Consider the following 24977-nt stretch of genomic DNA (forward strand, 5'->3'; position numbering starts at 1 on the left):
AGCTATTACTCAATAACAATTAATTTAAACCTATTACACTATGCAACCACAAACAGAGCAAATTCTCGCAACACTACAAGTTATTATTGAGCCTAAATCAGGCTTTCATTTACCAGGTCATGAAGATGGCGGATATATTTCTCCATTTGTTTGGGATACATCCCAAAATGGTGAATTTAATATACTAAATCTCAGCCGTTCTCAAGGCTGGTTAAAACTCACAGACACTGATGCTACCATTAAAAATTGGCAGACAATGGATTATGCAAATAATTTTAATAGCTTTTCTTTGAATTCAACTTATAAAACTGCTTGGGCTGACAAAATAGAAACTTTATTTCAAATACTGAGTCAGAGTTTGCAAGACATGGAATCTTTTAATGTAAAAACCTCCTCTTACTTTCCAGAAAATGATTCAGTTGGTTTGATTGTTGGTAAAACAACAGATGAAAATTGGGTTGCTGTTTGCCCTACTTTTTATAAAGAAACGAATATTCCGCAAGGGCAAATTTCTCGTTCTCCTGTGATTCACTCCATGTCTGCTCAAACATTAGGAGAAAATACGCTAAATTTAGTCTCGCAACTTCAAGCAATTACTTCAGAACTAGGAATAATTCATTTAGAAGGAGATTTGGGTGGTGGTTATTACTATAGTTACGATTATCAAATCGTCTATAGTGCTGCTGAAACTAAAGAAGGAGCGATCGCACAGGCTCTCCAAGCTTCAGGAATGCTAGAAATCAGCCAATTTCAGAATTTTTTCCCTGATAAAGAATACTTACAAGATTGGTATAGAAATTCTGAAGCAGAATATGCAAAATACGATAAATTAAACAAATTTTTAAATCATGCTTTTGTAGAAGTAATGATGTACAGATTTAGCTTTTGGACTCAGGAAAATATATACATAATTGGTGAAACTACATGTGGAGATTGGGCTGGTTTATATATCAAAAGTGAATTTGTATATAATCCATAATTTTAAATCCTACACTTCAGAAAAATAACTTATGCACCCTGAAACAGAACAACTTCTTGGTACATTACAAATACTCTGCTCAAATTCATTTGTTTGGGAAACCACAAACCAAGGTGAATTTAACATTTGGAATTTGATGATTTCCGAAGGGTTCGTTAATCTCACTGACATAGAACTTGCTTTTACTCACTGGCAAAACATTGAAGAATGGGGAACACCTACTAATCAAAAAGCTTGTGATTATGAATATGCGCCGCCGCGTTCTGAACGTAAAGATAAAACTTGGAATGAAAACGTTGCTTATGAACGCAAAAGGTACTATCAACAACTCCAGCAGCTTTTAACTAACAATCTGCAAAATATTCAAGCATATAATTTATCTGTTCATAAAGCAACACCTCAAAACTTTGAGTGGGAACATCCATATTTTTCTGTGTCGATTGTGGTTGGAGAAACTAGCGATCGCCACTGGTTTTGCCTTGCCCCCACCATCCCCGACCAAGTAAGCTATAATTACCGCGATCGCAATCAACCCACAACACAAATTGTCTCCGAAGAATCACCAAGCCAAGCAACTCAAACTCTGATAACTGAAGTTAAAATTCTGCTTGACAATCTCACCCCAATTACCAACTACGGCTATTATCACGGCGGATACAACTATACTTATCAACATTATCTCGTAGGTGCGATCGCTAAAACTAAAACGACTGCCATTGAACTTGCACTGCAAGCAGCAACTATGGTTTTTTTGGAGAAACGAACAATTGAGTATGCTGATGGTCGCTACAATAGCCCCAAACTCAGCCAATTTATGAACCAATGTTTGGATAACCGCACTTATTACAGTATCAGTTTTTGGGATCTTGGCTACAGCTACGAAGTCGGACAAACTCCCGTAGGTGATTGGATAGGAGTGCGATCGCAAGGCGAATTTGAATACAATCCTTAGAAAGAGCAGTAAAAATCTAATGTCTAAAAAGTCTGATTCGCAGTTACAAAATCTCTTTACTTCACACAAATCAAGCAACTGGGACGAAAGATTAGGCCAAGTAGCCTATCGCTTTAACCGAGAATATCAAGGTGAAACCTTTGAACTCCCAACAGAAGTCCAGGCGATGCCAATATTCCGCGAGTGGATTGGAGGGAGTTTCTCAGGAAGAATTGCTTCCCCTTTCTGGGAAATTGCTCAACCTCAAAAAAACCAACACTGTATAGATATCGGCTGTGGTATCAGCTTTTTAATTTATCCTTGGCGGGATTGGCAAGCATTTTTTCATGGGCAAGAAATCAGTAATGTGGCACGTGATACCCTGAATTCTCGTGGGCCGCAGTTGAATTCTAAGCTGTTCAAAGGTGTTGAATTGGGAGCAGCTGATCAGTTAAACTATTCATCAGAGCAATTTGATCTAGCGATCGCCACCGGATTCAGCTGCTATTTTCCACTCGAATATTGGGATGCTGTAATCGCAGAAGTCAAGCGGGTATTAAAACCAGGTGGACATTTTGTGTTTGACATCCTCAACCCAGAAAAGCCTTTAGCGGAAGATTGGGCAGTTCTAGAAACCTATTTGGGGGCTGAGGTGTTTTTAGAGCCTGTCGCTGAGTGGGAAAAAACGATTAAGGCGGCTGGTGGTAAAGTAGTAGCACAGAAATCAGGGGAATTATTTGAGTTGTATAAGGTACGGTTTTGAAAATACTATTACTCAGGGATAAGTGGACTCATTGGATCTAAAGAAGTTGTAAAAACAAAATAGATTACCCCAGTTCCGAGAATCATCACAGCGAGACTGAACAGCAACACCCATCGGTCTGTCGGTTCATAAGTATCTTCTTCGATATCACGACGGACTGCGAAATAGTGTACCGTTGAAAGCCACACCGTAACCAAACCCACCAGCGAGAAGACTAAACCTAACTTCCAGCCGTTGCCAGGACGGGGTATCAAAGGTACTTGGAAGGCACGTAAACGCACGATGACGACACCAAAACCTAAAAGAGCAATCCCTGTCCGCATCCAAGCGAGGTAGGTACGCTCATTTGCCAAGTGATCTCTAACTCTGGACGGGTTCAGTCGTCCTGGCTTTTTTTTATCTTTATCTTCTTCTGTGGATTTCAATTTTAACTGCATCAATAACACCCTTATCCCCAAAGCGGCTCTTATCAAAAAAATGCGAAGGTAGTAGGAAATCTCTTTCCAGATAACTTGCACCCAGCGCAAGAGTTGCGCTATTAAAATATGCCTGTTGTGATTGTACATTTTTTTCAAAATTTATTTTAATGCAGATATCTAAATAAAACAAGTCTGACTGAGTAATATCATGTCCGCTTGATTACTTATTAAACCCGAAGAACCCCACCCCGCCAAAGCTACGCTTTGTCTCCCCTCCCCGCAGGCGGGGAGGGGTTGGGGGTGGGGTTCTTTTATTATGGGTAATTTGGCGGACATGATATAATTCGTAATTCATAATTGATGGTACAGAGCAACTGTAAGTAATAAGGGGTCACAAAAAAAACAGCCAAGATCAGAGAGATTTTTCACCAGCGCAAGTCAGGTTTTTTCTCTAATTTTGGCTGTTACCCTGTTGAAATTGAGAACAATCATTCAAAAATAGACTATGCAGTTCTATTTCAAGACTGATTGCTAGGCGCATTAGGAACTCGTGTCTCTATGACAGCCTGCGATATATCTGGGATAAACCAGTTAGCCTCTTTGCCCGTGATCACTTTCACAGTCGGAACATTCAATTCAATCGCAGCAGTATCTGGATTTGTCTTAATCACCAACTGAGTTCCATCAAGGATCTTCAGAGCCACCGGCCCTCTCAATTCTTCACCTTGACCATTCGGACTAGATGTGAAATTTGCTACCTTGACATCATTCGCTAGATAGATGCCATCACAATCCCAGTTCTTTTTAGTGGACTGACCATTAGCGAGAAAATACAGATTATTGTCGTATACGGCATCTTCATTGTCTTCACTATTTGGTCTTTTGCCGTACACTGCTACGGTATTACCTGTTTGGTTGTCGCATTGACCCCAGTTGATTCCTGTCTCTAAAGCATATTTTTGCAGTGTTAATTCCTCAGTTCTTTTTTGAATTTCTTCTGGTGTAAGACCTTCAACTTGAGTTTGGGCATCTTTTGTCTGAGACAGTTTGTTAAGAGCTTTAGTGACTTCGATATAATCAGGGTTTTTGCTAAATTTTGGTCTATCAGCAAAAGAAGGTTGAGCAAAGGCAAGATTAACAAAAATCATTAAGAGAATTAGCAGAGATTTCCAGAGTTTCATATTTTGATTCCTGTTGATGGGTAAGATATTTGTAGTTTTGAATTCATTTTGACGAGAAAATCCATGATGCACATCTTTCTAGATACTTAGTTTTTCTTGTTCTTCACCCGATGACTGAGTATTGAAACCTAAAATCAATGAGAATATATAACTAGAAACTACAGATAAAAGAGTCCAAGTAACATTTTCTGTAACAATAAATATACCTAAGCCAATCAAGATACAAGGCACAAAAGTGTTGCCATTTTCAGTTAAGAAGTTTGCGATCGCAGGCAAGTAGGTTAACTTGTAAGCGGCATAACACCACACACCCACTAATGTAAAAAATACACCCAGTATCACCAGCAGACTATCTAATTCAGAATTGGCAAACAGGGGCACGTAGACGCTGATATTATCACTACCATTGGCAAAGGCGATCGCAGCTACATTGCAAGTTTGCGGAGAGACAAAACTGGCAATTATGGAGGGACAAGACGGCTCGGTTTCTTCTTCGACTTCCTCTGATGAATCCTCTTCGCGTTTTAGTAAACTACTCACACCAATGATTATTGGCATTAAACCAAGTAGTCTAATCCAGTCCTGCGGTATGATTAGTCCACCGAAGAAACCGGGAAGGCTAGCAATGATCAATACAGCAAAACCGAGATACTGACCAGCAAGGATGTGACGACTGCGGAACGTTTTACTTATTTGCGAAAAAAGCAACGTCAGAATGACAATATCATCGATGTTGGTGGCAGTGAATGCGGTAATCCCTGTGGTAATTGCAGTTACTAAATCGCTCATTTTTGGAAGTCCTTATTTTCATGCTTGGGAATTGGGCGTTGGGCGTTGGTTATTTCCGCCTGCTTCCCCTGCTCTCTACTTGGCCGTTTGAGTCCGTGCCGAAGCCTTGATTTATACTTTAGTCAAACTAACCGATAGAATCAAATGCTTTTATTTGTCAAAATGATAAATGAAAGTGATTAAAATTTTGACACCAAGTTGTAGGGATACCATAAATGGCAGGAATGACGCTAGAGCAGCTAAAAATCTTTATAGCTGTGGCGCAGCACTTACACTTTACTCGCGCAGCAGAGGAGCTTTATATTACACAACCTGCCGTCAGCGCAGCAATCCACAACTTAGAGCAAGAATACGGAGTGAAACTATTCCATCGGATTGGTCGCCATATCGAAATTGCTGAGGCTGGTAAATTACTGCAAGTGGAAGCGCAAAAAATTCTCGATCAAGTTTCCTTGACTGAAAGGGGATTGCGAGAATTGAATAATCTGCAACGGGGTGAATTGAAATTAGGGTCGAGTCTGACAATTGGTAACTACTGGCTACCAAGCAAGATTAGTGAGTTTAAGAGCCGATATCCTGGTATCCAGATTGACTGTAGCCTTGCCAATACAGAAGAGATTTGTGTCGGAACGGCGACAGGACAGTTTGATTTGGGTTTGGTGGAAGGAGATGTGAAGCCAGCACTTCAGAATACTCTAGAGTACGAAATAGTGGGGAGCGATCGCTTGCAAATTGTGGTAGGCCAAAAACACCCTTGGTTTGAGTGGGGAGAAATTGACTTAAGCCAATTGACTCAAACTGTTTGGGTAATGCGAGAACCAGGTTCTGGAACCCAGCAAAGGTTTGAGGAAGCCTTACAAAATTGGGGAATCGATCTCAGTGAACTGAATGTAATTTTAGTATTCAACAGTGGAGAGATGACAAAAGCAGCGATCGAAGATGGTGTCGGTGCAATTGGAATTTCTGAATTGATGGTAAAAAAAGAAATCCTGCTGGGAACTCTGCGGGCAATTCGAGTGATTGATAATAGAGAGGGTAACGGTGCGATCGCAGAAATAGTTCGACCTTTTTTCAAACTCAAGCATCGTCAGCGTTTTCAAACTGCTCTTTCCAAAGTCTTTGAACAAATGTTGATATCGTCTATGTTAGATGGCTCACATCAACATGTATCAAAATCAGTTATTTAAACAATACCTTGTCCTAAAGAACACGCTGTTCGCGTTCGCCAATTTAATCAGAAAAATTCAAGCTATCAGTCGTAGAGAATTCAGCATGAATACTCTACGACTGATAAATTGAAAAACGCTGTAATCTCAAATCCGCTTGCAGTCCAATCCCCAATCCCCAGTCCCCAGTCCCCAGTCTTCAATCCCTTTCACACCTTCCGCATATTTCTACTGATGGGGTCAAAACCTCTAGAAAACCGCGTACTTTCATCGTAGTAAGCGCCAGTCAGATTCGCTCCATACAACTTGGCATAGCTGAGTTTGGCTCCCCGGAGATTTGCTTCGTTCAGTTTGACACCGCTCAAATTAGCTCTGGTCAAGTTCGCTTTGGCTAAGTTAGCTCGACTCAAATCTGCTCCCCAGAGTTTAGCTTTAGCTAAGTTAGCTCCACTCAAGTCAGATCCCCATAAATTAATTCCAGGCAAATAGGCTCCAATCAGCTTGTCCCTACTCAAGTTGACGGCTGGAAAATATCTTTCTCCTGCGGCAAAACGTCGTTTTAATTCCTCAGCATTCATGCGTCGCGTTGACCTTCCTTAGCAATACAGAAGTTATTTGTTCCCATTCCTGACTTAATTCTCCTGAAAACTCTGGCTGACCACTACGTTGATACCAAAAATGGGCATTGTTCAAATCACCTTCTTTACGGTGCAGGTAAGCATGAACCCAGGCACTATCGGCATCGCTGGCATTTTGAACTATTTCATGAGCTTTGCTCCAATCACCTTTCTTGTCATACCACATTGCTTGCAGTCCTTTTGCCACTGTCTGAGGACATGGGCCCTGCTTTTCGATCAATCGCATGAATTCCTCTGTATTCACGATCGCCACCCAACAATAATCAAACTTCTATCTCTAAGATACTCCTCAGCTTAAGATTAAGGGGAGTAGGGGAAGCAAGGGACAGAGACTAGAGCTTTTTTTTACTTTCCAAACATCCTCTAAGCTTTGTGACCTTTCTTACAATACCCCCCACTTTGAAAACATCCTCTAAACAAACGCCAACGAATTTGGCTGTGGACAGCTTCTATTTTAACCGCCATAGGAGAGGTTGTTTATTTAATATCTGCAATCACTCCAAATTTATAGGACTTACGCATCAACTACGAAATGTAGGGGCAATTCATGAATTGCCCCTACGGTAAATCAAGGCTTTCACTGCCTTTTTGCGTAAGTCCAAATTTACTCAGACGCACAGAGCTAATAGAGAGCAATTTATTCCTTTTAATATTCGGGTAGGCGGTCATTTTTTTGCAGCAATTAGTGGATTTATCTTATTAACTCTCGCAGCTAATTTATGACGACGCAAACGATTAGCTAGGTGAAAGTACTGTTCAAATTGCGGAATAAATCATTTTTAGTTCGCTTTAATTGTAAAATAACCTCAACATGAGATTCTATTTAATTATTTCCTTACAGAAAGAGTCATGGTCTTTAAAACAGCAACCGAACACCTGATCGCTCTAAAAAATGTCAGCAAATCTTATCAGCAGCCCAACGGCCAGCAGATTGTCATCCTGGAAAATATTAATTTTGAGTTGCGTCCAGGGGAGATAGTCGCGTTGCTAGGGCCTTCAGGTTCAGGGAAATCTACTTTAATGCGAATAGTTGCTGGGTTAATCCCCCCCAGTCAAGGTGAAGTCATATATCATAAGCGTCCTCTAGTTGGTTTAAATCCTGGGGTAGCAATTGTTTTTCAAAGTTTTGCCCTTTATCCTTGGTTAACTGTACTGGAGAATGTGGAACTAGGTTTAAAAGCAAAAGGAGAAGCGCCAGATTCTCGACGGCAAAAGGCGCTACGGATGATTGATATTATTGGTTTGGATGGGTTTGAAAATGCCTATCCCAAAGAACTTTCTGGGGGAATGCGTCAGCGAGTTGGATTTGCTAGGGCTTTGGCTGTAGAACCAGAACTGTTATGTATGGATGAGCCGTTTTCGGCATTAGATGTGCTAACGGCAGAAAACTTGCGGTTTGAGTTATTAGATTTGTGGTTAGAACGTCGCATACCCACCCAAGCCATTCTCATTGTTACCCACGGGATTGAGGAAGCGGTAATTATGGCGGATCGGATTATTGTTCTCGGACGCAATCCGGGAAGAATTCGGGCTGATTTACCAGTGACTTTACCTCATTACCGCGATCGCAAACATCCAAGTTTTCAAGCCCTGGTAGATCAGGTTTATACAATCATCACGAACCCAGAACTAGAAAAAATTCAGCCCCCAGCTACTACCTCTGTACAACCTGCAACACCACCAGCAAAATATCAGTCTTTACCAGCCGTGCGAATTGGTTCCATTGCCGGTCTTTTGGAACTTTTAGAAGATCGTCAGGAAAAAGACTTATATCGGCTTGCTCAAGAATTGCAACTAGAAGTGGATGAGATTCTACCAATTGTGGAAGCTGCAAAATTAATGGATTTTGTAGAACTCGCAGAAGGCGATATTAGCCTGAAGCCAGTCGGGCAACAATTTATCAATGGTGGTATTGACGATCGCAAACAAATCATGCGATCGCAACTCTTAGCTAATATTCGCTTGATACAGCAAATTTACCGTCTTCTGGAAGCGAAAAATAATCAACGCATTCCAGAAGAACTGGTTTTAGATATCCTAGAAAGTCACTTTAGCCCACAAGAAGCCGAACGACAATTAAAAACCGTCGTTGATTGGGGTCGTTACGCCGAGATATACGGCTACGATGAGCCATCGGGACAAATATTTTTAGAGCAAGTTGTTAATGCTAATTAGTCAGTTGTCATTATTGACATACTCCCCGCCCTTCAGGGCTGGGATTCTGGGGTCAAACAAGCTGTCCTTCATGACCGACCCAATTTGTCGGTAACTCTTCCCGTTCTCTCATTTACCCACTATTATGACCCGACCCCTCACTCCTGCTAATAAAACTCTGGGACGTAGCAATTGGACTTGGCAAGATGGATTGCTGATTCTGGTAATTTTATCTTTAATTGTGGCAATTATTAGAACTGCCTCTCAATTTAGCGGTACTTTTCAACCTGAACTTACAATTTCTACAAACATCAATGCTTTGCCAGGATATTCAGCCCAAACCTTGATTCGCATGGGGCTGGCTTACTTTTTATCCCTAATTTTCACCCTATTGTATGCCTCTGCTGCTTATCGCTCCCGAATTGCAGAGCGGATTTTAATTCCGATGTTGGATATTCTGCAATCGATTCCAGTCTTGTCTTTTTTACCAGGTGTGGTACTAGCTTTGATTTCCCTGTTTCCAGGTCAGAGAATTGGTGTAGAACTAGCAGCTATTTTGCTAATTTTCACTGGTATGACCTGGAATATGACTTTTAGTTTTTACCAATCTCTCCAAAGTATTCCGCAAGAATTACTAGAAGCAGCGCGGGTTTATCGGCTTAATTCCTGGCAACGCTTTTGGACATTGGAGTTACCATCTGGTGTGATTGGTTTGGTATGGAATAGTGTAATGTCGGTGGCTGGAGGTTGGTTTTTTTTAATTGCTATTGAGTCATTTACTTTGGGAAATAAAGATTTTCGTTTGCCAGGATTAGGCTCTTTTTTAGGCACAGCAGCCAACAAAGGAGACTTTAAAGCTATATTATGGGGCTTGGCGGTGCTGATTGGGATCATTGTGGTAACTGATTTTTTTGTGTGGCGGCCCCTGATTGCTTGGGCAGAAAGATTTAAGTTTGAGATGATTGAAACTGAAAATGCACCCCAATCGTGGGTGTTGGATATTGTCAGGCGATCGCCCACTTTACGCGCAATTGGCGATCGCGTTTTTCAGCCATTCAAAACAGCCCTAGACGATAGTTTAATTCGGTCGTTTCCTGTGCGTTCTGTACCTGTAAATGCCAAAGGCAACCTCAACTTGCCGAGTTTTTTAAATTGGGTATTTGTTAGCGGCTTCGGATTAATTGTCGTGTGGGGTACTTGGGAAGCCGTGCTACTATTACGGACTCTAGGCTGGGATGATTGGCAACAGGTAATAAAGGGCGCTATGTTAACGGCGTTGCGGGTGATTATTGCTTTGATATTATCACTGTTGTGGACTGTACCCGTGGGAGTAGCAATCGGTCGCAATCGACGGCTGGCTCAAGTGTTGCAACCATTAGTACAAATCGCCGCTTCTGTGCCTGCAACAGCCTTATTTCCGGTGCTGCTGCTGGGTTTAACCCGCATCGCTGGCGGTTTGCAGATTGGTGCGATCGCTCTGATGATGTTAGGAACAATGTGGTATATCCTGTTTAATGTCATTGCTGGGGCACAGTCGATTCCCTCAGACCTCATCGAAGCCGCTTCGGTGTATAAACTGTCAACTTTGCAACGCTGGCAAACCTTAATTTTACCTGCAATCTTTCCCTACCTAATTACAGGAATTATTACCGCCGTTGGCGGCGCTTGGAATGCCAGTATTGTCAGTGAGTATGTCACATTTCAAGGGCGAGTAATTAGTACTCCTGGATTGGGGGCAACAATTTCTCATGCCACAGCCACAGGCAATTTCTCCCTGTTATTAGCTTCGACAGTGATAATGTCGCTATTAGTAGTGTTGACCAATCGTTTGATTTGGCGACCTCTTTACAATCTAGCTCAAGAGAAATATCAATTATTGGTTTAAGCCGGTACGCGTAAATCATTAAAGGTTTGTAGTAAGCGCTTCAGCCTGGGGTTAAGGGGGATCAATAAATGCCTAAAATCACAGCCAAACACTTTTCAAATAACCTCTTATATTCCAATAGGCTAAGGCTTTGGCTTGATCCTCCCTAACCCTCCTTCAAAAGGAGGGAATTAGAGCAAGCCTCTTCTTTGACATCTACTTGACTGGAATAATTTCAAACTCGAAAGTACCGATCAAACGGTCATCAATATAGACCTCTATTCTATGCTTACCAACCGGATCGCCAGGAGCGATCGTCCAAAAATTCTCAATCACACCCTCTGGAGCCGATTGTGTGCGCCGTGTCACAGATGTAGTGCCGTCTGCTGATATTGAGAAGTCTTCACCATTATCTGTACCCCAAGTTTCTGGAGGTTTTGGTAAATGCAAGACTTCGCGCCATTTCACTTCACCTTGATAGCCTTTAAGTTTAATCCTCCATCCGTAGGTGTTTCCTTCCTGAAGTGGCACTCTTGTTGTCTGGAAAATGGTAACGTAACCTTTGGAGTCAACTCTCTTCAGCCCGAACTCGGTGTTACTAACAGTAATCTGTTTTGTATTCGTTGGCACAGGAGATGATATAGCATTTTCTGCCAAAACAGAAGTAGCGTTGATTGGCTCAGAACCTATAACCCCAGATATTAGCCAAGAAGAAGCTAGCACAGCAGTAGTAGCCCAAATTCTCATTAGTATGTTCCTGTCAGATTGGTACTTATTCAAGTAATCTGACATGTTTTCCGGGTCAAGTTTACCTATGATTGGACAAACACGAAGTTGCTTTTCGGAATTTGGCGGATTTAACCGATAGCTCATCCGATGTCAGGCAAACCATTGTGCCGTTTCTCAATCGGCGATGGGCGGTAATTCAGGTTAAAGACAAAGGCATTGGCATTTTCGCCACTGATTTGCCACATATTTTTGATCGTTTTTATCGTGTATAGCAATCCGATTTGATTTCTGAAATTATTTGCGTAGGCTGGGAGTAGGGAGTAGGGAGTGGGGAGTAGGGAAGAAGCCTCTTTGAGTTGTACTGAGTTTTTTCAAAAATCAAATATGAGTCCTATAGATACTGTTAGATTTCGCCAAATAGGCGGCTTTTGACTCGGACTTGTGACGCCGATAGCGTACCCCTGCTCTTAAGCAAGCTACGCGCAGCGTCTGGTAGAGAAGCGTAAAGCCTTCGGCATGGCTTCGCTTAGAGCGAGTATTAGCCTGCCGCAGGCATCGCAGGGCAAATTGTACAAGGTTACGGGGGGCGAATCACCGTAAAAAGTATACTTGGTCAAAATAATTCATAATTGATAATTTATAATTCATAATTACAAGACGCTCGCAGACTCGCTACCGCTGCGCTATCAGTGTTCGATTGTAGTGTCCACAGTCTTGTTGACCACTAAATTTTTGATTTAATGTGGGCTGCTGTCCAGTGTCTTTAATTATGAATTATGAATTATGAATTAGTAATTATTCGGTCAAGGCTCAACTTTTCAAATTAATCTTTCCCTCAAACTTTGACCCATTTTGATGAGATGAAAATTTTTCACTGCTGTGATAACTTCTTCGCCATTTTTCGAGATGATCTATAGATATTGATTTAGATGTAACGTTCACACCATTTCCTCGCCAAGCAACTTCTGAATCTGTTGTAAAAACCCCGCATTCTAATTGATCTAGCCTCATATTCCAATATTCACTAAACCGTCCTTTTAAAGTTATAACTTGCTCAAATACCTTGTTTCGGTGTTTATTTCTTCTTTTTCTTTCTGTAGCTCCTGTTGCTTCTGTGTCAATAAACTTGGTTTCAATTAAAAACAGACTACCTTTAAAGGTTAAGAAGACAAAATCACACTTCCCTAAATCTGTATAATCTGAAATTGGAGATTTTTCAAATAACAGCAATTCAGCGCACGAAGGAAACAAGTCTTTAATATTCAGAAATAAATAAGCTTGCAATAGAAGTTCCTTATCATAAGGAAACAAGATAACTCCTTCAAAAAACTTTTGAATGTCCTCCTGAGTTTGAGGTTGAATTTTTTTACAGTATGAAACAAATTTATGTAGCTCGCTTACGATCATCAAGTTCTAACTCCTTCCCCCGGTCGAATCCTCAAGGGCCTTGGCATCAAAAGATACCATTTTCTAAAGGAAATCATCATCCGCATAAGTAACTAAAAAAACGGTTTAAATCTCGAATACTTAAGGCATTTTACTGTTGACAGTTCAGTAAAAATAATTTTTAAGCTGCTTTTCAGTATTGATGGCTTTTTCACTTCTGGCGTTAGCTACTAGTCAACGATTTTATATGAGCAGGAAAACTGGCGTTTTGCAAAGCTTGAACAGTTATTCTAGAATCTTGTACGCAAAATTGCCAACCCAAGCGAACAAGTTTCCGAGACTTTTCAGTTTGAATAATTCCAATCACTGGCATTTTTGCCTTTTCTTTGTCTACTGAGTGGTCTTGCAAAATTGTTTTCAAGAGATGTAATTTTTCCATATCACCTGCTTGCTGGGGATTTAACTCCACCATTACCATTTGTACTGTTTCTACTGGTTCTGCATCTTCAAGGATAAATTGAGTTTGCTCGTCGCGTCTATCTACTTTTCCCCAAATAATCAATCTAGTATCAACTTGGAGTAGCGAACTAATGCGTTCATAGGTTTTAGGAAAAACTACAGCTTCTGATTGTGTAGTTAGGTCTTCTATTTGTAAAATTGCCATCTGGTCGCCTTTTTTAGTAACCACTTTTTTGACGTTATTCAACATCACAACTGCACAAAGCCTTATTTCTTCCCTTTGTTCTCCCAGCTGCGAAAGGTTAATTGGAGTCAAAAGTGGTACTATTTGCCGTAAGGATTTCAGTGGATGATCTGATACATAGAAGCCTAATAATTCTTTCTCTTTCTGCAACTTTTCCTGTGGGGTAAAATCCATCACAGGTTTAGATTTGGGAGCAATTTCAAAGGCATTATTTGCTCTTTTATTCTGAGTCGAAGAAAATCCGTCGCCTAATAAATCAAACAGATTCCCTTGACCACTAGCTCTGTCTTTAGCGCGAGATTGTGCCCAATCATACACTAATTCTAAGTCGTTAATTAACTGTTGGCGGTTGGGTTCAATTTTGTCAAAGGCTCCACAGTAAATCAGCGATTCCATAGTCCGGCGGTTAACAGCACGTAAATCCACGCGATCGCAAAAATCAGCCAAGGATTTAAATCCTGTCTCGTTTCTCGCCTCTAAAATACAGGCGATCGCATTCTGTCCCACGTTACGCACCGCCGAAAATCCAAACAGAATCTTTCCTGCTGTTGGCGTAAAATCAACACCAGAACGATTAATATCTGGCGGATCTATGGAAATACCCATATTTGTACAGTTAGTAATATATCTCTGTACCTTATCGGTATCACCACTGTTAGCCGTTAACAGTGCCGCCATATATTCCAATGGGTAATTAGCTTTTAAATATGCTGTTTGATAAGTTACATAACCATAGGCAGTCGAATGGGATTTATTGAAACAATTGGAAGCTATTAAGCCATTTTTTATTACAAAATTATGAGCACGCTCAACGCCAATATCATAGACATTTTCTTTGCCTAAATATTTCCGTGTGGCTATTTTTATCATCCTACCCTACCCCTGAAAAAAAAATTTTGCGAAATTAATTATTTGAGAAAATGATGACAATTGTAGCTATAGTATTACCTATAATACATAATTATATCACTAGAAAACGCTGCTATACTTTTACACAAAAGTAGCCCAAATATATCAAAACTTTGGTAAACTATTATATAGGCAGTTAATAGCCACATAATTGCTGTTTTCAAAGCTTATTAAACACATTTCAATACATATTAATCTGCTTAGTCAGATGTTTGAGGAGTAGGGAAGAAGTAGGGAAGCTCTTAGCTGGGGAAAAGAGTTTTCTATTCTGCACCCCGGTTCCTATGCCTCTTTGCAATGCCCAATGCGTCAGTTACTATCGTTGAAAAGCAACTCAGTATAAGAGGGTGTGGGTAGGTGAAAGAGGCGCTGTTCGTAATTTTGGCGGTGGTTGTGGGATTGTTTGTGGTAGTCGAGATCGGACTGCGATCGCTCTTTGGTTTTGGTAATCCTCTAGTTTACATTGGCGATGAGCAGATTGGTTATTTATTGGCTCCTAACCAGCGTACCCGTCGTTTTGGTAATCGCATTGAAATTAATGAATATTCTATGCGAGGTAGTCCGATAAATAAGACACCTGCACCTTCTGGGCTGCGAGTTTTACTGTTAGGGGATTCTATTGCTAATGGTGGCTGGTGGACAGATCAGGCTAATACAATATCCAGTCTGATGATGCGTTCTCTGGCATCATCGACTCATAGTAATTATCAAGAAGTGGAAGTGCTGAATGCTTCAGCTAACTCTTGGGGGCCAAGGAACGAGTTAGCTTATTTAGATAAGTTTAGCAATTTTAACGCGCAAGCGGTAGTGTTATTAATTAATACTGATGATTTATTTGCTACTCCTCCCACTTCTTTACCAGTAGGGCGCGATCGCAACTATCCCGATAGTAAACCTCCCCTAGCATTAGTGGAAGTGTGGCAACGTTATATCGTCAAGCAAAAGCCAATTCCTGAAATGAAAGCAGTGCATAATGAAGCAGGCGATCGCGTTGGGATTAATCTGGAGGCGATCGGCAAAATTCAAGCCCTGACTCGCCAAACCAACAGCCAATTTCTACTAGTTATGACTCCCTTACTGCGAGAAATTGGTGAACCAGGCCCCCGCGATTACGAAATTAAAGCTCGCCAGCGCTTGAACGATTTTACCAAAGCACAGCAAATTAACTATATAGACTTTTTACCGATATTCAATTCAACTACCAACCCGCAAGCTTTGTATCACGATCACATTCACCTCAACTTGCAAGGTAATAAATTTGTCAGTGAAGTTATGGAGCGATCGCTTTTGGAAATACTGGGGGAGGCGTCACTTCCTCACTAATGACATAAACCACTAATTATGTATAAAGATCCGCCTAATTTAGCCCAGGTTGGTGGGCTACCCTGCGGGAAGCCGCTTTGCGTCTATGTTTGTGTAGTCCCATTCTAGCCTGAGGGGATTAAGCGCATTTTTCACAGAGAATTGGTATCAGGAGTAAAAAAGGCTTTTTACGTGGCTTGTAGACCAAAGCACTGTACCTCACTAATATCAAGTTCGGTTGAATACTTATTATATAGCCAGTCGCATATCCTAACACCCCACCCCGCTTGCGGGGAACTCGGGGCCCCCTCTGGGGATTAGGGGCAGGGAGACAAAGCATAGCTTTGGCGGGGTGGGGTTCTTCAGGTTTAATAAGTAATCCAATCCGCTGTAGTTTAAGCCCATTGCACAGGATCTAATTGATAGTAACGTTGCAGTTGCTCATAAAGTGCTGGATGCTTGGACAGCAATTGGTGCGGTTTCTCAAAGAATGTCTCAGTCGCTACGGCAAAAAATTCTGCGGGATTTGTTGCACCATAGCTATCCATTACCGTCTTTACGCCTTGTAGAACATCATTACAAAATTGCTGATATGCTTCTGTCATCACCTTCGCCCAAATAGGATAGTCTGAGTTGCGTTGCAGTATAGGAACTCCTTCAGCTTTACCATCCTCTTGATCCAACTGATGGGCGAATTCATGAAGCACAACGTTACGTCCATCCCTCCAGTTATCAGTGTCTTGTTTCACCTGTTCCCAAGACAGTACTAATTGGTCAGTTGTCCACGATTCACCTAGTCTTGCCACACGCCTTTCTTCAACAACATAATTTCCAATGGAAGTCGTTTCCTGAACAAAATAAGTATTGGGATACACCAGAATTGAGCGAAGTCTGGGGAAGTACTGCCCCCGTTCATTTAGTAGGAGTAAACAGGCGACAGCAGCAAGAGTCAGTTTCATTTCCTCTGTCACCTTTAATTCTCTACAGCCAATAAATTGCTTTTCTGCTAAGAACACTTGAATATGTCCCTGAAGTCGTCTGATTTCATCGGGAGAAAGACAGGGATAAATGGGAAGATTATTCTCAATAATAGCATTCCAAAGTGGGGGAAAAGGACGATGTTTGAGACGGTTTCTTCGCCTTTTAACTAGAATGGGATTGATTAAAATCCCAGTGATAATCAGCCCAATGATGAGAAAAAAAACTATTGTTTTAATCATTGACATTTGAGCAATTTACATATTTAATTCACTGGTAGGCATAAAATCAGGGTTATTTCGTTCTAAGCATAAACCGCCCAGAACTAGAGTTCCACGGCTCATAGCTAAAGTCAGTTAAAACGGACTATAACCCAATGCGCTTGGGTTAGCGTGAAAAACCTTAAACTGTGTAGGTTGGGTTGAGGAACGAAACCCAACATTTGTCGTGGTTTGTTGGGTTTCACTTTGTTCAACCCAACCTACAATTATCCTTAACCCAAGCGTATTGCACTATAAAATGACAGAGAGCTAATGACTTGATTGCTATGAGTCAATCTAAAATCTAAAATCTAAAATCTAAAATTGATTGGCCGCTATTGGATCAGAATTATGCAAGATTGAACCTTGGTGGAAAGGGTTTTTTGAAGCCCTTGCTCAACTTTGGCAATCAGTTTGTCAAAAGCCTCTTGATCCGCTGTCAGCTGTTCTTGAAGAACTTTCTCTAACTCCGGCTTTATTTGCTCACACATATCCTCTATTTTTTTATCGCTCAAAAAACTAGAACGAATCCAACTAGGTACATCCACATTTGTCTTGATTACTTCTTGAACACTCTGGCGATTTAGCTCCATTCCTGCCGCCATAAGCGAAGCCCCATATACTAGTGCAATAGGCCATGTTAAATGTCCAGTTAGTATTAGAGTGATGATGCTAGCCACAGTGCCTCCACCAATTATTACATTGACGATAAACGCCACTGTCTCAGCAATGATCGCATCTCCAATTCGTAGCTCTGGGTTAACAAAATTTGGGTCAATGCTATCCTCGAACCTTAAGCTGCTTCTAGGAATCTGAAACTTTCGACATATTGGATCGGTTTGAGCGGCTAAATCGGGTTGTATTTTATTGTTAAACCAAGAAGCGCATTGATAATTAATTATCTGCCCAGCGAGATCGCTTTTGAGCCACTGTTCTGCCCGACTGATCAAAGATGTTTCCAAATCTGCTAAAGTCCGTATTTTGTTTTTTTGCCAATCTTTTAAACCTGGTTTAACTGCGTTGACAATCAAAGCATCCGTCAAAGGCTTAGTTAGTGATTCGATTAACTCCGGGATATGCCGCTCAATCAAGCTTTTAAGCTGATTCGAGGTAAATAGTTTGTTAACTTCTTGTTTAAAAGCAGCAGCACGCAAATCCCATCGTCCTACTCGTGCCAAACCCAGTGCAATGCACCGTTCCGGTTCCGGATCAGGGCGAAGCAGCGTTTCTGGTTCGGGAAACATTTCCTGACAAAGAAAGTGCGTAAACTTCATGCGAGATGCACCGCCAGTCATCAGCACAAGTTTCGGTACGATTCCAAGTTTTTCTAGCTTTTCTTTCGCCTCCCTTAAAGAGTCGTGAAACGATCGCATCCAACTATGAAGCTCCAGTTCCGGCAAGGGTTCGTTTAAGATTTCCTCCATCATCAATTTATTCACTTGGGGAATAAAATAAATCTGTTCGTTAATAGACTCAAAGCCACGCGCAAAGGATTGAGGATCGCTGTATAGCTGTTCATTAGAAAAGTAATCTTCTTTAGCTTTGCGGCAAGCAAGTTCACAACGAGCTTGGTGATGCGGATATTCCTCAAATACTTTTTCAAGTAATGCTTTTTGATCGTGGTTGGCGAGAGTCCTGGCAAAAATTGCTTTGTCAATTAGGGATGCTCCCAAAGTATTACTCCCGAAATCTATCGGGATCTCTTCTAAGCTCTTAACCAGAGTAAAATCTGTGGTTGAAGAACCAATATCGACAATTAGCACCGATGCAACAAGTTTGTCATACTCCAACTTTCCGGCTTCCTTAGCTTGCATGAAAGCAGCCCGCGATTCGGGTACAACATTTAGTTGGGGAATGCCAGCTTCTTGAAGTATCTTTTGGTATTCTAAGCGATCGCTAACTGACCATCCTGAAGGGCAACCAATGTAAAAATAGCTACCTTCGCCACCTTCAAGTTGTTTACTTTCTTTCAAAAGGCGGTAGTAGGTTGCCACAAAAGTGCTAATTATTTCCCGATATTTGGGATCGTTGTTGGGTTTTTGCTTGAAAGAGATTGTCAGTTGGGTAACGCCAGCTTGAATTAATGCTTGTTCTCCCACCAGATAACCGAGTTTGGGATGCCAACCAAGAGCTGTAATTTGGTTCTTCTTGTTATTAACCTCCAGCATCTGGGGGGGTTCGATGCTTTCCACTATCGCTTTAGCTACAGCCGTTTCACCGTGTCCCAAATCAAAACCGATTGTTTCTAAAATTTCCATACCCTTATTGTCTATTATTCTCTAGAAGAGGAATATGCTGGCTCAATTACCCGACCGCGCCTAATTAAGCGATCGCCTTTCAACAGAGCCGGAGTTAGAGTTACGTGATCTTTGGTGTCGGGGTCGATACTTGGCTCAAAGTCAAAATACTCGCGATCGCTATGAGGGTCATTTGGTCGGTAAATTTGAGCGTTAATTCCCTGAGACATTAAAATTTGTGGCAGAAGTTTCGCCAGTTCATGAGCCATTTGGGGTTTATCAAGTTTTGATGCGCCCATTAGCCTTTGCAGAAAATTCAATAGCTCTGGCAGTTCTTCTATTGCTAAGTCGCCTTCATGTTTATTCCATTCTTCTACTCTAGCTACTGCTAGGTCAATAGTGTTGAGAGCATCGCCAAGGTGATCTAAAAATACTTTGCTATCAACCCGGAGAATAGGTTGAGGTAATTTCAATAGCTCTTGAGACAGAGAATTTTGCTGATTGTTTAAGTCGAGTTGAAGCACAACTTCTAGTCCTAGAAGTAAAGAGGTTAATAAGATAGCCATCCATACACCTGGAGTAGTTTTAGTTAAGGAAAACAACGAACCTAAGATGCCTATATAAATTAGTCCCTGTAGCAGTTTCAGGATTAAGATGTTGGGAAAAAACTTTGTAGCTGGGTTAGTAATTTGCCTTTGCTCTGTTGGAGCAAGTTGAGAATAGTTAGCCGCAGCGAGAGTGGCGATCGACTGCCGCAGCGTATCCAGGAAAAAGGAAGCCAGACGAACTTGAGCCAGATTCAGCTTTTCAATGTAAATTCTTTCGAGATGATCGAGTCGGTTCTGAACCAGCTTAACTATCTCCTCAATGCTGGTTGTGTTCTCAATATCTATCTGGAGTTGGTTGCGTTCTTCGCTAAAAAGTGAAGTGATTGTTTTCATTGCGTTGACTAAGACTTTAACGTTATTAATTAGAAGTGAAATGAGCAGACAACTGCTTATTTCACCCTGTAATCACATGATGACTGAATAATTGATAATTCATAATTGATAATTCATAATTATGTGACATCGGGGATTTAATTATGAATTAGGTTGATTGCAAATTACTACCCATCAAAAGGAGGAATAGAATGTTTATCTGCGTCATTGCAGACTACGGTACAGGAGATCCGGCATTTACTGAAGTCACACAACGTCTGCTGATGGCTTTTCCCGATGCCCAAATTCATTTGCTTTCGGTTCCAGCATTCAGTACATTGGCAACGGGATTCTGGATTGCCCAACTGGGACTCAACCCAGGCCCTAGCGATCGCCTAATTTATCATAACTGTGCCCCTCGTCAAGATGATCCCGAAGCCCGTCGGGACAATGAAGGTGAAGGACTAACTTATGCGCTTTTATCCAATGGTGTAAAAGTCGTGGGTGTGAATGCGGGCTACACCCTCTCTTTTATCAAAGACTATACAAAGGAGTTGCGAGTGGTCAACGTTTCTCGTGGCGGTTCGCAGTTTCGCTCACGGGATGTATTTCCTCCGGCTGCGGCTGCCATTATGAGTGAAGATTTTAGCCTTTTGGGAGATAGCCTTAAGAGTGAGCAAATCCCAGATGTTCCACCAGATCGAATTGCCTGGATTGATGGCTACGGCAACATTAAAACAACTATTGGGGCGCATACACTTAACTTGGAGCCTCAAACCAAAATCGTGATCCGAATTGGAGATGTAGTCAGTGATGCAGTGTATTCTGACGGCAGTTTCAAGGTGTCTGAAGGAACTTTAGCCTTTGCTCCTGGTAGTTCCGGTTGGTCAAGAGGCGATTCAGGAGAACCATTGCGCTTCCTGGAGCTATTTCTGCGAGGAGGGAGTGCTTGGGAGCGCTTTGGCCGTCCCCGTGTGAATCAGCAAGTAACTCGAATTGCCTAAAAGTAGGGTAGTTGGCTTCTGTTACCGTGGCTGAGTACGGGCTGGCTTTGTCGTGTCCTGACCAAAAGCGATTAGATTTGTGCCACACCGCCATCGACGAACAATTCAATGCCGGTAATATAACTGCTGTCGTCTGAAGCCAGGAACACGACAGCTTTTGCCACTTCATCCGGTGTTCCCACGCGCCCCAGCGGAATGCCATTCAACATCGGTGTATGCATTTCGTCAGTTATCCCAAGGCGATCTCGTCAGCTGGTGTAGGAATGATTCCAGGGCTGACGACCTTGACCCGGATGTGGCGTTCTTTGAGGTCAACCGCCCAAAGGTAAATTCAATACACCACCTGCACAATGGTTTGAACCAGACGAAATTACTCTCGATGTCATTGCTCAAGTTAATTCTCTCACTTGCCCAACTTATGGTGAGATAAACCTTTTCGCTGGGGAATAAATCGCCAACAGGCACTTCAAGTATTAGACTGGTTTATTCAAAATCGCCTACCGCATTTTGGCCCCTACCAAGATGCAATGGTAACGGGAGAAGAAACAATGTGGCACGCGCTACTTTCTCCTTATTTGAATATTGGGTTACTCCAACCAATGGAGGTAATTCAAGCTGGACAACAAGCATACTTCCAACACCAATTACCTTTAAATAGTGTAGAAGGTTTCATTCGGCAGATGTTGGGTTGGCGAGAATATATGCACGGCATCTATCACTATGTAGATGCAGATTACTCAGATAAAAATTGGTTTAACCATACACAACCGCTTCCCGATTTTTTCTGGACAAGTAAAACCGAAATGAATTGTCTACACCAGATTCTCACGCAAGTGGAACGCACTGGCTACGCTCATCATATTCAACGGCTAATGGTGTTGAGTAATTTTGCTTTGATTGCCGCAATTTCACCACAATTTGTAGAAAACTAGTTCCATGCAGTGTTTATTGATGCTTATGACTGGGTAATGGTTAAGATAATTCCACTTTTGTCATTTATGTTAACCTCTCATCGATAACTGCCACTCTGCAACAGCCTTTAATCATGCGTATGTTATATAGGCAAAAACTTCAAATGTAATTTCGTTTTTCGGTGATGAAAGCTAACTGTTTAGACCAGAAACCTTGTGGTTGATTCTCTTTAAGAACAGATATTCGTTTGTTGTACCACTGATTCAAACTCTTGAGGTGCAGTCCATCTACAATTAAAGATGTGCCAACATTGCTAACACAAGTTAGCCAATTATTGAGTCCTGGATCTATACCAATCACTTTGCTAAAATCTACATCAGATTGAATGGTTGAAAGTTTGTAAACAAGCTCTAAATAGAATTCACCATTTCTAGGCAGAATTCGATACTCTCTAATTTGCTTATGGTCAAGATTCAATGGCATGGGCAAGTAAAATTCTGCTACTCCAAACCATGTTTTAACCTTGCTGCCCAATGGAAAACGCAGACCTTGGGGCTTCAATTTTATAGCAATAGATGGATATGTCACCAAACTTAACCCGCCATTTCGATACCCTGGAAGCTTGGGTTTTTGCGTCACAGTCCCAGCTTTTATTCCCTTAAGGAGTCCCACAAAAGACTTGAACGACTCCGCTACGCTCATTAAACATTGTTGTGCTGCTTGAGAGTACATTGCCGCAAAATGAATGTTGCCAGATAGCTCATTATTTAGATCAAATTTGCTAGGGATAACACCCGTCTTAAAGTAAAGCTGGCGTGCGTAATAAGTTCCACAATTAGAGAGTTTTGTTGCTTCACCACACAAAAACTCTAAAATGGCTTTTAGATCATTATCAGGATTTAATAATATTTGTTGGCAACCATACAACATCAGTCGAATCGTGTAATTATGTTACTCTCAGTACTATATCATAGATTTCAGGCTTGACTCGAAGTGAATAGAAATAGTTTAAGGAGCGAAAAGTCTGTGCGTCCGGGTCTCCCGGCGCAGAACTTTTTAAGAAAAGGAGCGCACGTTGTTTTTGACATTCATCTACACATGGTTTTTATAACTAAGTTTCGCCGGTTAGTTTTTACAGAAGCGATGCTTGCAGATATGGAGCCTATTTTTGTGCGGGTATTAACCGCCAATCAGTGTATCCTTGAGGAATTTAATGGAGAACCAGATCATGTGCATTTGCTTATCAATCTACATCCAGACAACAATATTTCTGATTTGATGGCTTCGCTTAAGTCTGCTTCTAGCAGGATTTTAAGACAACAATATAAGTCCGAGATAGGTAAATTTTATTGGGGGGAGAAAGTTAAACTATGGCACGATTCTAAATGTGTGGTTTCATGTGGTGGAGCGCCATTGGAAATAGTTAAGGCTTATATTAAAGAACAGTCAGGCGGCAAAGAATGATTGTCTACTCCACTCCGCTCCGCAGACCGCTATCCATCCCCTGAGCTATAGACGGATGGGGTTTTCCGCGAATCCTGATAAAAAACCGCATTTTTGTTAACTCCAATTTTATATGTATTTCAGCTTGATAACTGAATTTACCTAAGAATGAAGCTTATTTTTGACAAAGTTATTCTGTTGTTACAATACTTTTTCATAACTTTTTCATATAATATTTAAGCTGTCAAAGACTTTGAAAATAATGATAATCAAAAAGAGGCAGAGGAGTGCGACTGACACTCGCATCCTCTCCCTCTCCTCCACACAATTATCATTTTCATTAAGCTTCTTTTGAGTATTTTAACTCATTGACAAAAGACGCTTTATCCTCGACTATCACGGATGCGCTTGTAGAGACGTTGCAATGCAACGTCTCTACAAGCCGGAAAATCCCACCAATAACCTTAACTAAACGGTAAGGAATTAAGAGTTTCTGAGAGTTCTTGCCTAAGTGATGGCTTAGTTAAGGGAATTTAGGGTGATTTCATTCAACGACTGTTACCGAAGCCCCTTCATTTGATGGAGGTATACCGGGTAACTCAAGACAGTATCCTGCACCATATACTGTTTTAATATAGCGGGGGTGGCGGGGATCTGGTTCTAGCTTGGTTCTCAAGTGGCGAATATGGACTCGAATCGTTTCTATGTCATCATCAGGATCGTAGCCCCAAACTTCTCTGAGGATTTCGCTGGGAGAAACTGTTTGACCGTGGCGTTGCAATAAGCAGTGAAGTAGCTCAAATTCCAAGTGAGTCAATTTCACTGTGTCATTGAACCATATTGCCTCAAATCTTTCGGGAACGAGAGTGAGTGAGCCATAGTTGAGAATCTCACTGTGCTTTGCTGCTTGGGGAATGCGGTCAGTCCGCCGCAAAAGCGCCCGCACCCGCGCCAGCAGTTCTTCAACTTCAAAAGGCTTGGTGAGGTAGTCATCTGCGCCAGCATTGAAGCCTTCCACCTTATTCTGAGTTTGGCTCAAAGCCGTCAACATTAACACGGGAATCTCAGAGGTGCGATCGTCGCGGCGCAGGCGTTGGCAAACAGTAAACCCATCTACCCTGGGCAACATTAAATCTAGCATGATCAAGTCTGGTTGTAGCTGGAGAGCCAGCGCTTGACCTTTGATGCCGTCTTCAGCTTGACTAACATCGTAGCCAGCCATTTCCAAGTTGACGGCAACTAGTTCTGAAATCGCTGGGTCATCGTCTATGACAAGAATCCTCGGCATTCTTAAAAAATTATTACTACTT

At 41.6% G+C, this 24977-nt stretch carries 24 protein-coding genes and 1 pseudogene; 11 read left to right on the top strand and 14 right to left on the bottom strand.

Going from position 1 to position 24977, the window contains the following annotated elements; translation table 11 throughout:
* The first annotated feature begins 40 nt into the window (after positions 1-40).
* From V7K30_RS32625 to V7K30_RS32635, 3 genes are read left to right on the top strand one after another with little or no spacing between them, the layout of a single operon-like run.
* Positions 41-979, top strand: a complete 939-nt coding sequence (locus V7K30_RS32625) for a nuclease A inhibitor family protein (protein WP_335006512.1) — start codon at positions 41-43, stop codon at positions 977-979.
* Positions 980-1010: 31 nt separating this feature from the next.
* Positions 1011-1931, top strand: coding sequence for a hypothetical protein (locus tag V7K30_RS32630; protein WP_335006514.1), 921 nt, complete (start codon positions 1011-1013; stop codon positions 1929-1931).
* Positions 1932-1950: 19 nt separating this feature from the next.
* Positions 1951-2673 carry a class I SAM-dependent methyltransferase gene (locus tag V7K30_RS32635; RefSeq protein ID WP_335006516.1) on the top strand — a complete coding sequence of 241 codons (723 nt, stop codon included), beginning with the start codon at positions 1951-1953 and terminating at the stop codon, positions 2671-2673.
* 8 nt (positions 2674-2681) lie between these two features.
* Here V7K30_RS32635 and V7K30_RS32640 read toward each other — a convergent pair whose 3' ends face one another.
* The 3 genes from V7K30_RS32640 to V7K30_RS32650 all read right to left on the bottom strand — a co-directional run bounded on the left by V7K30_RS32640 (position 2682) and on the right by V7K30_RS32650 (position 5062).
* Complete coding sequence (locus V7K30_RS32640) at positions 2682-3110, bottom strand: YidH family protein (RefSeq protein WP_335006608.1); 429 nt, start codon at positions 3108-3110, stop codon at positions 2682-2684.
* 500 nt (positions 3111-3610) lie between these two features.
* Positions 3611-4273: a hypothetical protein gene (locus V7K30_RS32645; RefSeq protein ID WP_335006518.1), complete on the bottom strand. Its 663-nt coding sequence runs from the start codon at positions 4271-4273 to the stop codon at positions 3611-3613.
* A 78-nt stretch (positions 4274-4351) separates the two neighbouring features.
* Entirely contained in the window at positions 4352-5062 is a 711-nt protein-coding gene (locus V7K30_RS32650) for a cadmium resistance transporter (RefSeq protein WP_335006520.1), read from the bottom strand.
* A gap of 215 nt (positions 5063-5277) precedes the next feature.
* Between V7K30_RS32650 and V7K30_RS32655 the strand changes: the two genes are divergently transcribed.
* Positions 5278-6249, top strand: coding sequence for a LysR substrate-binding domain-containing protein (locus tag V7K30_RS32655; protein ID WP_335006522.1), 972 nt, complete (start codon positions 5278-5280; stop codon positions 6247-6249).
* Between the two features lie 188 nt (positions 6250-6437).
* On the opposite strand, the gene V7K30_RS32660 is transcribed toward V7K30_RS32655, so the two are convergent.
* Together V7K30_RS32660 and V7K30_RS32665 are read right to left on the bottom strand one after the other, a co-directional pair.
* Positions 6438-6806, bottom strand: a complete 369-nt coding sequence (locus tag V7K30_RS32660; RefSeq protein WP_335006524.1) for a pentapeptide repeat-containing protein — start codon at positions 6804-6806, stop codon at positions 6438-6440.
* Positions 6796-7110: a hypothetical protein gene (locus V7K30_RS32665; RefSeq protein WP_335006610.1), complete on the bottom strand. Its 315-nt coding sequence runs from the start codon at positions 7108-7110 to the stop codon at positions 6796-6798. The genes V7K30_RS32660 and V7K30_RS32665 overlap by 11 nt, the downstream gene beginning before the upstream one ends.
* Positions 7111-7715: 605 nt before the next feature.
* On the opposite strand from V7K30_RS32665, the gene V7K30_RS32670 reads away from it, so the two are divergent.
* Both V7K30_RS32670 and V7K30_RS32675 read left to right on the top strand, forming a co-directional pair.
* Positions 7716-9041, top strand: coding sequence for an ABC transporter ATP-binding protein (locus V7K30_RS32670; protein WP_335006526.1), 1326 nt, complete (start codon positions 7716-7718; stop codon positions 9039-9041).
* Between the two features lie 124 nt (positions 9042-9165).
* Complete coding sequence (locus V7K30_RS32675; RefSeq protein ID WP_335006527.1) at positions 9166-10905, top strand: ABC transporter permease; 1740 nt, start codon at positions 9166-9168, stop codon at positions 10903-10905.
* A gap of 195 nt (positions 10906-11100) precedes the next feature.
* Here the strand turns inward: V7K30_RS32675 and V7K30_RS32680 are convergent, their stop codons facing one another.
* Positions 11101-11631, bottom strand: coding sequence for a hypothetical protein (locus V7K30_RS32680; protein WP_335006528.1), 531 nt, complete (start codon positions 11629-11631; stop codon positions 11101-11103).
* 71 nt (positions 11632-11702) lie between these two features.
* Here V7K30_RS32680 and V7K30_RS32685 point away from each other — a divergent pair, with 71 nt between their 5' ends.
* The gene (locus tag V7K30_RS32685; protein ID WP_335006616.1) at positions 11703-11885 is read left to right on the top strand and encodes a hypothetical protein; all 183 of its coding nucleotides are present in this window, start codon (positions 11703-11705) and stop codon (positions 11883-11885) included.
* Positions 11886-12423: 538 nt separating this feature from the next.
* Here V7K30_RS32685 and V7K30_RS32690 read toward each other — a convergent pair.
* Together V7K30_RS32690 and V7K30_RS32695 are read right to left on the bottom strand one after the other, a co-directional pair.
* Positions 12424-13020 (bottom strand): hypothetical protein, encoded by a 597-nt coding sequence (locus V7K30_RS32690; protein WP_335006530.1) that lies wholly within the window; start codon positions 13018-13020, stop codon positions 12424-12426.
* A 202-nt stretch (positions 13021-13222) separates the two neighbouring features.
* A complete protein-coding gene (locus V7K30_RS32695; protein WP_335006532.1) occupies positions 13223-14572 on the bottom strand; it encodes a helix-hairpin-helix domain-containing protein in 1350 nt (449 codons plus the stop codon).
* Between the two features lie 396 nt (positions 14573-14968).
* Here V7K30_RS32695 and V7K30_RS32700 point away from each other — a divergent pair, with 396 nt between their 5' ends.
* Positions 14969-15934, top strand: a complete 966-nt coding sequence (locus V7K30_RS32700; protein ID WP_335006534.1) for an SGNH/GDSL hydrolase family protein — start codon at positions 14969-14971, stop codon at positions 15932-15934.
* A gap of 374 nt (positions 15935-16308) precedes the next feature.
* Here V7K30_RS32700 and V7K30_RS32705 read toward each other — a convergent pair whose 3' ends face one another.
* From V7K30_RS32705 to V7K30_RS32715, 3 genes are all read right to left on the bottom strand, one after another.
* Positions 16309-17133 (bottom strand): zinc-dependent peptidase, encoded by an 825-nt coding sequence (locus tag V7K30_RS32705; RefSeq protein ID WP_335006612.1) that lies wholly within the window; start codon positions 17131-17133, stop codon positions 16309-16311.
* A 353-nt stretch (positions 17134-17486) separates the two neighbouring features.
* Positions 17487-19409 (bottom strand): Hsp70 family protein, encoded by a 1923-nt coding sequence (locus tag V7K30_RS32710; RefSeq protein ID WP_335006536.1) that lies wholly within the window; start codon positions 19407-19409, stop codon positions 17487-17489.
* Positions 19410-19423: 14 nt separating this feature from the next.
* Complete coding sequence (locus V7K30_RS32715; protein WP_335006538.1) at positions 19424-20329, bottom strand: hypothetical protein; 906 nt, start codon at positions 20327-20329, stop codon at positions 19424-19426.
* A gap of 191 nt (positions 20330-20520) precedes the next feature.
* On the opposite strand from V7K30_RS32715, the gene V7K30_RS32720 reads away from it, so the two are divergent.
* Positions 20521-21312 carry an SAM hydrolase/SAM-dependent halogenase family protein gene (locus V7K30_RS32720; RefSeq protein ID WP_335006540.1) on the top strand — a complete coding sequence of 264 codons (792 nt, stop codon included), beginning with the start codon at positions 20521-20523 and terminating at the stop codon, positions 21310-21312.
* 71 nt (positions 21313-21383) lie between these two features.
* Here V7K30_RS32720 and V7K30_RS32725 read toward each other — a convergent pair whose 3' ends face one another.
* Entirely contained in the window at positions 21384-21533 is a 150-nt protein-coding gene (locus V7K30_RS32725) for an SDR family oxidoreductase (protein ID WP_442941129.1), read from the bottom strand.
* Between the two features lie 91 nt (positions 21534-21624).
* Here V7K30_RS32725 and V7K30_RS32730 point away from each other — a divergent pair.
* A pseudogene (locus V7K30_RS32730) lies at positions 21625-22241 on the top strand (cryptochrome/photolyase family protein); the annotation flags it as partial.
* 142 nt (positions 22242-22383) lie between these two features.
* Here the strand turns inward: V7K30_RS32730 and V7K30_RS32735 are convergent.
* Positions 22384-23154, bottom strand: a complete 771-nt coding sequence (locus V7K30_RS32735) for an RNA-guided endonuclease InsQ/TnpB family protein (RefSeq protein WP_335006542.1) — start codon at positions 23152-23154, stop codon at positions 22384-22386.
* Positions 23155-23250: 96 nt separating this feature from the next.
* Here V7K30_RS32735 and tnpA point away from each other — a divergent pair, with 96 nt between their 5' ends.
* Positions 23251-23688, top strand: a complete 438-nt coding sequence (gene tnpA, locus V7K30_RS32740) for an IS200/IS605 family transposase (RefSeq protein WP_335006614.1) — start codon at positions 23251-23253, stop codon at positions 23686-23688.
* A gap of 523 nt (positions 23689-24211) precedes the next feature.
* On the opposite strand, the gene V7K30_RS32745 is transcribed toward tnpA, so the two are convergent.
* Positions 24212-24955, bottom strand: coding sequence for a response regulator transcription factor (locus V7K30_RS32745; protein WP_334798913.1), 744 nt, complete (start codon positions 24953-24955; stop codon positions 24212-24214).
* Between the last annotated feature and the right edge of the window lie 22 nt (positions 24956-24977).

The organism is Nostoc sp. (assembly GCF_036917655.1).
Taxonomy (GTDB): Bacteria; Cyanobacteriota; Cyanobacteriia; order Cyanobacteriales; family Nostocaceae; genus Nostoc.